Origin of the sequence: Chroogloeocystis siderophila 5.2 s.c.1 (genome assembly GCF_001904655.1) — a bacterium.
GTDB lineage: Bacteria > Cyanobacteriota > Cyanobacteriia > Cyanobacteriales > Chroococcidiopsidaceae > Chroogloeocystis > Chroogloeocystis siderophila.
Genome location: NZ_MRCC01000006.1, coordinates 276,949 through 283,071, shown reverse-complemented (window position 1 = coordinate 283,071; position 6,123 = coordinate 276,949). Strand labels below are relative to the sequence as shown.

Below are 6,123 nucleotides of genomic sequence, written 5' to 3'. Positions count from 1 at the left end.
TACGATTTGAAACTGTACCACTTTTCGCTTAAATCATTACTCTTTCCGCAACGCCAAAATATCTATTATCCATTACCCGAGCGTAAAAAGTGTGATATCTAATTATGCCGATCCTACTTATATTCTCAGTTTAGTTCTAATTCCCGAATCTGTGCACAAAGCTCAAACACCTTGCTATCTTAATGAGAAGTTTTTAACCAGATGTGATATTATTTAACCACTCGGCGATCGCTGCATTTACCAACTGTGGAAGTTCTGCTAACACCAAATGTCCTGCATCTGCAAAGTGCAAGTGTGCCCCATTGTTAAAATGCGCAGCTAATTCATCGCCCATTTTGGCAGTAAACATCGGGTCTTTCCCCGCAGTTATCACTAATGCTGGAATGTGCAATTGAGGTAATTGATGACGGTGAAAAAAGTTATAATCCCAAAAGATTTCTAACGCTGTGTATGAATCGAAGTTAGTTGGTGCTGGGTTTTCGGCAAAAAACTGCTGAATGACACGATGGCGATATGAGCTAGAAACAAAGTTACTTAGTGTTTGTACTCCATGAAAGTGGTAAAGATATCTACCACCCCAAGCCATAAATTTCATCAATAGAATTTCCCACAAAGGAGCGAGGTTATGCGTACCACCCGCGATCGCAATCATACCGCTGACTGGTTCGTACTGTGCATATTCTAAACCAATGGGAACTCCATAGCTATGGCAACATAATACCGGAGAATTGATATCAAAATGGTGTAATAAACGCTTTAAATCGCGGCAATGACGTCCAACAGAATAGCGTGAATACGTACTCGATTGTCCGTGTCCACCCAAATCATACGCGAGAACTTGCCAACCTTGACGAAGCGCAAACTCGTATTGCGATCGCCAGTTAAAACGATTTCCCAACCCTCCATGGAGAAAAACAAAAGTTGGGTTAGCTCCTCGATTAAAGCAAACTTGCAAATCAACTCCACAACGCAGATGAATTTTTTCACCAGCTAAAGCGTCCACAGAAGTGTCACCCATTCGACAATCCTCAGTGATAGAAATCGCAATCAGAATGCGACACAATACATTCAGTTCTGCTTGTGAGTGTATAAAAGTGGCGTGTCAGTACTGTGTCAACTTGATAGATATTTTGTACAAACAAACAAGTTGGTGCTTCCACCGTGTTGCAATATGCGATTTATGAACAATATCAAACCCAAGCTAAGTGTGTTGTTTGGCTTAATAGTAGCAGCTATAGCACTTTGGGCGATCGCTAACGAACTGCGCGCATATAATTACCGTGATGTCTTGCATAGTCTAGCAACAATTCCGATGCGTCGCTTACGGCTTGGGATTGGATTAACCGCGTTAGGTTATCTGACGATGACAGGTTACGATGTGCTGGCACTGCGTTACATTCACTTATCGCTTGCTTACCCAAAAGTTGCTTTTACTTCGTTTATTAGTTACGCGGCTAGTAATACGATTGGTTTTGCGCTGCTTACAGGTAGCGCGGTACGTTATCGGTTCTATTCCAAGTGGGGATTATCATTGCAAGCAATTGCTCAAATCGTTGCTTTTGTCAATTTTAGTTTTTGGTTAGGAATATTGAGCGTTGGTGGTATTGCGTTTGTGTTGCATACATTTGCAATTCCTGCACAGTTGAATTTACCGTGGTTTTCCGTGCGTCCCTTGGGGATAATTTTCCTGCTACTGATTGCTAGTTATCTGTTGGGAAGTTGGCTTAACAGGCGATCTCTGAGCGTGCGCGGACATCAATTTCGCTTTCCGTCTTTATCGCTTGCGATCGCTCAAATCGGCCTTTCTAGCTTAGACTGGAGTTTGGCTGCGGCGGTTGTTTATAGCCTGCTTCCGACTGCGGTATCGTATCCAGAGTTTCTTGGAATCTACTTACTCGCAATGACTGCAGGCGTGATCAGCAATATTCCTGGAGGATTAGGAGTCTTTGAAAGTGTGATTGTGTTGATTCTTGCACCGCAAGTTTCCGCCGCTGCTGTATTAGGATCGCTGTTAGTGTATCGTGCCGTGTACTATTTGTTACCTTTAGCGGTAGCAATTATATTGTTCGGAGTTTATGAGGTCAGAATGCGATTTCAGCATTCTTAATCAGCAATTTCTTCAACTAACAACCACTTACCTGCATAATTTAAGCGTCCGTATACGCTAATCTGTTTAGCATGAGTGTAATTTTGCAATTGTTGATCGATATGCGATCGCAACGTCACTAACACCCAACTACCGCAAGATTCCGTAGGTGAATCAATTAAAATGGTATAATTTTGTATATTATGTCTGTAAAAAGTTCCCGAAAAGTTGGTTGTGGTATCTGGCGGCATATCTTGATACACAACACACGGACAATTACCATCAATTGGGTATTTCTCTGGATTATCTAAGTAATATTTTTGCCAATATAACCACTCAGGATGTTGTGGTGGAAGATTAAATAAAGGAGCGATCGCCGCTTTTTCGACAAGTAATGCTTCTTGTAAAGTTCTCACAGCTAAATCGCGGGGTTGACACCTCTGTTCCACGCACAAAGCAGCCGCCATACCCGCCGCTTGTCCAATTCCCATGACAACAGGTTGTAAGCGAGTCGCTCCGTTGGCAATATGCGATACAGAAATATTCTTTTCACACACCATTAATCCATCAATAGTTGCAGGAATCAAACAACCGTAAGGAATTGTAAACGGTGTTCCCGTCCAACGCCCGCCCCAACGCAATGATTTTGGCGCAAGCGGAAACTCAAAGCCTGGATAATGGTGATCGTTAGGGTAGTTACCGAAGGCGATCGCATCAGGTTTTAAAGCGGCAACTTGTCCTGTTGGTATTGGTAAGATATCTTGTTCGCATAAAGTCTCTAACCCGATAACACGGCGACTTTCTCGGTAGTAAGGATGCATCGCCAAACCTGTATCAAAAACATCCGCCAAACCATAACGGCGACTCATTTGCGATTGAATAAAATAAGCGAAATTTTGACTATGCCAAAAACACTCTTGCAGAAACTCGTTTCGCTTTGTTTCTGAGGTAATTAAACGTTCTACTTCTACACCGTAATCGTTACCATGAACGGGCCAGTTAATCATAAATCGATTTTCTGGCAAGCGCCCGTAGTTTAAAAATTGCTCTACACTGTAGTTTTCCCACGCACGAGTAAACTTTGATGCATCGTAATTCGGTGCGGGTGCAATTTCTGGTGCTATATCTGTACCATAATCTTGCATAACGATAACCCAAGTCGGTGCTTGAACGGGGTATTGTGCAGTTAAAGCGTTAGGTTCTACTGGCGCACTTAGTTCGTTCCACGCTGACTGAAATTCCCAACCCCAGCGATAAGGAACATCCGCTAAAGCAAGGAGATCTCCCAATTCGGTAGCATCGAGAGTTATTTTTGCTGTCACTGCGAACTTACGAAAACGAATGCCAGTAATACAACCGCCTTGGCGATAAACTTCTAAAGGAACGTCGCCACGAATCCAATGCAGATTGGGTAATGCTTGCACCCACTCTGCAAAAATCCGCGCCCCGATACGAGGATCGTAGCTGAAAAAACTTACCCAACTATTATCTAATCCTCCAGGTTGTCGCAGCTGTAAATCCTTTAAGAACGCACCCCAAAGACCTGTTTGAAAGGATTCTAACTCATTACCATCCGGTGCACATACCCCAGCCGATGTCAACATTCCGCCTAACCAGGGAAATTCACTCACTAAGATTGTTTTTGCACCGCGTCGCGCTGAAGCGATCGCCGCAACGGTTCCACCCGTACTACCCCCAACCACCAACACATCTGCTGTTAATATTTGCATTGCTATTTCGGATATTGCGTTTATGTATTACAATCGGCGACAACAACTCTACACGCGATTTCACACAAATTATCATGTTAAGCTACAACGTTCCAACAGATGTAGTTGTACACTCTCAGCAGCTAAATCATACACCCACAGCCAAGCTTGTCAGTCCTAAAGGAGAAGAAATTCTTGTTTCCGAATCGACTTATCAAGTCTTACGCCAAGTCATCGAAGCGATAAAAGCAGGTCGAGCGATTACGATAGCTTCTCAAGAGCAAGAATTGACAACGCAACAAGCCGCAGATCTGCTCAATGTTTCACGACCATATCTTATCAAACTCTTAGAACAAGGAGAAATTCCACATATCAAAGTCGGAACGCATCGTCGGGTACGGTTTCAAGATTTAATGCAATATAAGGAACAGCGAGACAGTAAGCGCCGAAAAGCCATGAAACAATTAACTCAATTTTTACAAGATGAGGGATTTTACGACGCAAAGATGATTGAAGCTCAACACCCATTAGTGCTTCAGCTGATTCAGCAGCAGTCTGAAGATTTAAAGAATCCGCCAGTAAGTTAAGTATTGATGAACTCCTGGTAAAACTATACAAGTAAGTACCTAACTTTGTAAGCCAAGTACGACTAACACTACAAAGTATTGATTGATGAATTATGAACTGCTCAGTCATGTTAAATCTAAAATCATCGAGTGGTGAAGCGAAATGAAAGCACAGGTGTATCGCGGTGTCAAGCAGCTAAGTTACGAAGAGTTGCCAATACCGACTCTCGAAGCTGATGAAGTGTTGGTACGAGTGCGCGTTGTCGGTTTGTGTCAATCGGATATTAAAAAAATTCTTTATCCTTTACATGAACCGCCGCGCATTTTTGGACATGAAACAGCAGGAGTCATTGCCGCAATTGGAAAAGATGTGAAAAACTGGCAAGTAGGAACTCGCGTCGTTGTGATGCACCACATTCCTTGTATGCGCTGCGGCTACTGTCTCAACGACAATTTCTCAATGTGTGATGTGTATAAAAACATTTGTACAACAGCGGGATTTGCACCCAGCGGTGGTGGTTTTGCTGAGTACGTTAAGGTTCCTGGTCATATTGTACGTAACGGTGGGTTAATTCCGATTCCAGAACATGTGAGTTTTGAAATCGCTAGTTTTGTCGAACCAACGAATTGCTGTCTCAAAGCGGTGAAAAAAGCTCAAATTGCCCCAGGACAAACTGTATTGGTGGCAGGTGCAGGACCAATTGGGTTAATGTTTATTATGTTGGTAAAGTATTTTGGCGCGCGGGCGATCGCAACTGACTTACTTCCTTCCCGAATTGCCAAAGCCTTAAGTGTTGGTGCCCAAGCTGCGTTTGACGCACGTGATGCAGATTTAGTCGCAAAAATTCATGCGATGACCGAGAGGATGGGTGTTGATACGACACTCCTTGCAGTTCCTAGCGAAAAAGCTTTTTTTCAAGCTTTAGACTGTACGCGCAAAGGTGGTAAAGTTCTATTCTTTGCAGAATTCGCTGAGGAAGTTGAAATTCCCTTAAATCCAAATATTCTTTACCGTCGCGAAATTGACTTGATCGGTAGCTACAGTTCCTCGTTTCGGTTGCAAAGTCTCGCTGCAGATATTGTGTTCAATTCGCGCATCGATGTCGCTGCTTTGATTAGCGATCGCTTTCCTTTACAAGAATTATCGGCGGCGGTAGAACGCGCGATCGCTCCTACTCAAGAGACTTACAAAATCTTGATTTATCCCCAAGGCGATGATTGACGACTACACTAATTTTTCACCCAAAGTTCTTCCATTAGGAGTATAGTTGAATTTGTGCAATCTATTATGTCAGGTGATATCAACCCACCAAGGGTAGAAAACTGCTTCATCTGATCAACTACTTTCTTCATCTGATCAACTATGGATTCTTCTACTCCTACGCGTGGGCAAATTGAACGTGCTTTGTCACAGCGAATTCAGGCACTATATCGCAATCAATTGGAGCATCAACCGAGCCGCATATCTTGCCAAATTTTTGATGAAAAGGTGGCGATTATTTTAGAAGATTCTATTACGCAACCTGAGCAACTTCTCGTAAATACTGGTCAAGAAGAATTAGCTCAAGAAGTTCGTTCCGAGATTGATGAGGCGTTAAAGCCGCAAATTCAATCAATCATAGAAGAAGTCGTTGGAGTGGGTGTTGTCGATCTACTAAGTAATGCAAAACTCGATACAGGTCGTACTGCTACTGTAGCGATCTTGGCAGAAACACCAAAACTTCGTAATATGTCTTAAATTATACATTATCAACTGTCCACT

General features: G+C 42.9%; 6 protein-coding genes. 4 read left to right on the top strand and 2 right to left on the bottom strand.

Annotated elements, in window-relative coordinates; all coding sequences use genetic code 11:
• Window positions 1–193: 193 nt before the first annotated feature.
• Window positions 194–1,018 carry an alpha/beta fold hydrolase gene (locus NIES1031_RS09465; RefSeq protein WP_073549153.1) on the bottom strand — a complete coding sequence of 275 codons (825 nt, stop codon included), beginning with the start codon at window positions 1,016–1,018 and terminating at the stop codon, window positions 194–196.
• A 162-nt stretch (window positions 1,019–1,180) separates the two neighbouring features.
• On the opposite strand from NIES1031_RS09465, the gene NIES1031_RS09460 reads away from it, so the two are divergent.
• Window positions 1,181–2,107, top strand: a complete 927-nt coding sequence (locus tag NIES1031_RS09460; RefSeq protein ID WP_073549152.1) for a lysylphosphatidylglycerol synthase domain-containing protein — start codon at window positions 1,181–1,183, stop codon at window positions 2,105–2,107.
• Here the strand turns inward: NIES1031_RS09460 and NIES1031_RS09455 are convergent.
• The gene (locus tag NIES1031_RS09455; protein ID WP_073549151.1) at window positions 2,104–3,816 is read right to left on the bottom strand and encodes an FAD-dependent oxidoreductase; all 1,713 of its coding nucleotides are present in this window, start codon (window positions 3,814–3,816) and stop codon (window positions 2,104–2,106) included. The genes NIES1031_RS09460 and NIES1031_RS09455 overlap by 4 nt on opposite strands.
• Window positions 3,817–3,890: 74 nt before the next feature.
• Between NIES1031_RS09455 and NIES1031_RS09450 the strand changes: the two genes are divergently transcribed.
• The 3 genes from NIES1031_RS09450 (at window position 3,891) to NIES1031_RS09440 (ending at window position 6,099) form a co-directional block, all read left to right on the top strand.
• A complete protein-coding gene (locus tag NIES1031_RS09450) occupies window positions 3,891–4,382 on the top strand; it encodes a helix-turn-helix domain-containing protein (RefSeq protein ID WP_236738775.1) in 492 nt (163 codons plus the stop codon).
• 142 nt (window positions 4,383–4,524) lie between these two features.
• Window positions 4,525–5,583 (top strand): alcohol dehydrogenase catalytic domain-containing protein, encoded by a 1,059-nt coding sequence (locus tag NIES1031_RS09445; protein WP_073549150.1) that lies wholly within the window; start codon window positions 4,525–4,527, stop codon window positions 5,581–5,583.
• Window positions 5,584–5,724: 141 nt separating this feature from the next.
• On the top strand, window positions 5,725–6,099 hold the full coding sequence (locus tag NIES1031_RS09440; protein ID WP_073549149.1) for a Na-translocating system protein MpsC family protein: 375 nt from the start codon (window positions 5,725–5,727) through the stop codon (window positions 6,097–6,099).
• The last annotated feature ends 24 nt before the right edge of the window (window positions 6,100–6,123 follow it).